At 41.0% G+C, this 1,743-nt stretch carries 2 protein-coding genes; one reads left to right on the top strand and one right to left on the bottom strand.

The window, feature by feature from the left end:
• A partial coding sequence (locus tag BZG82_RS15970) for an MFS transporter (RefSeq protein ID WP_077766314.1) occupies positions 1-1,436 on the bottom strand: 1,436 nt, incomplete at its 3' end.
• 129 nt (positions 1,437-1,565) lie between these two features.
• Between BZG82_RS15970 and BZG82_RS15965 the strand changes: the two genes are divergently transcribed.
• Positions 1,566-1,743: helix-turn-helix domain-containing protein (locus tag BZG82_RS15965; RefSeq protein ID WP_131826255.1), on the top strand; the 178-nt coding region annotated here is incomplete at its 3' end.

The following is a 1,743-nucleotide window of genomic DNA, read 5'->3' as shown; positions in this document are numbered from 1 at the left end:
CTAGAGAAAGGAATATATGATATGCCTTCTATTTGCTCTTTGGTCTGACTGCTGATTATTTCACTATTTTCTGTGTCAGACTTCACTGTGCTTGTTAGTGAAAACATTAAAACACTACCAAGAACTGCAATACCAATAGTTTGCCCTATATTCCGAGAGGTTGCTTGTACACCTCCAGATTGAATAGCGTCTCTTTGGTTGACCGCGGCGGTCACAATCAGTGATGCTTGGGAAGCGATAATGCCACAGCCAAGACCTGTAAATAAGGAAGACCCATAAAAGATGACATTGACTGAATCGGTTTCAGTGCCTAGAGCGCCAGATAATGCAGCAAAAAAACATAAATAAATCCCTATTATACATAGTTTTCTAGAAGATATATTAGCGAATTTAGTGGGGGTGATAAGTGAAGTGAATAACATAGAAATAGAAAATACCGAGAGTAACATTGCGGTATCAGTAGCACTGTACCCAACAACCAACTGGCAATAGGTAATTCCAATTAAAATATAAGCCCCTAAGACAAAAAAGACTATGCCACACATGTAAAGTCCATCTTTGAGCTGAGGAGATGATATGAATGACTTTGGCACTAAGCAGGAACCGTTTTTTATTTCAAACTTCTCCTCCCATTTGATTAAAATAAATAAAACAGCAATACCGAAGGCCACTAGAGGTAACGTAGGGCTAATACCCAAAATATGTATGTTTGGTGATAGCGGTGAGAGCACGCCCCACTCGGGAATTTTTAATAATCCAAAAATAAAAGAGATTAGCCCTGTTGAAGCGAGTATACTTCCTATAAAATCAAAACTTATTTTTTCTTTCTGATTTTCAACCTTGTCAAGAAAGAAACCTAACAAAAATACTATCCCAAACCAAACAGCAAGAAACTCAAACGCAACACGATAATTAAACCTGTCGATTAGAAGCCCAAATATTAGCGGAGCACCAGTGTTAGCAAGCCCTAAAGCAGCCGCTACCGCGCCAAATGCAATAGCTCTATCCTTTTTATCTGTGTATATCCCAGCGATTAGTCCTAATACAGCAGGAATTAGAAAGCTGGCTCCAAAGCCAGACAAGACTCTTGCTATAAAAATAAATACTTGGATGCTATCAGTGTAGGATGCAATGATTTCAGAAGTGCAAAGAAGCAGAGCGCCCACTTGAAACAGGCGCTTCCATCCCCAGATTAAACCTAGCATTCCTCCTGCGACCATGCATGCCCCTGCAATCATGGGATACATAGCATTAGCAAAGGCGATGTCCGAGACTGAAGCACCTAACTCACTGATTAAGGACTCGGTCGCAACAGAGAGGCCAGAGTTGTCACCCATGGTTCCAATTTGTGCTATCAGTAATACAGCCAAGCTAAACCATTTAGCTATTCCCTTTCTATCATTACTAATGTGCTCTGGTCTTGATGTATTTTTCATTAGTTAATAACCCTCGGCAGTCTCATCTCTGTGCCTACTACTTCCCAATTGGGATAAGCCTTACGCACTTTTCCGATTAATGCACCTCTGTTATGTTGGGATTATCCAAACATCGGACTGGCGGTAGAAATGACAATGTTTACGTTTGAGCAAGTAGAAGCTTTCGTTGCGGTAGTGGAATGTGGCTCCTTTAGCGCAGCAGCACGCAGGATAAAGAAAGATAAATCATCTGTTCATCAGCTCGTGAGCTACCTGGAAATAGAGTTAGGCGTCGATCTCTTTAATCGTGATAGAAAGCTTCCGGTAC

This window comes from Salinivibrio sp. PR5, assembly GCF_001996085.1.
GTDB classification, from domain to species: Bacteria; Pseudomonadota; Gammaproteobacteria; order Enterobacterales; family Vibrionaceae; genus Salinivibrio; species Salinivibrio proteolyticus.
The sequence above is the reverse complement of the archived record's forward strand: the minus strand, read 5'-3'. Positions and strand labels throughout refer to the sequence as shown.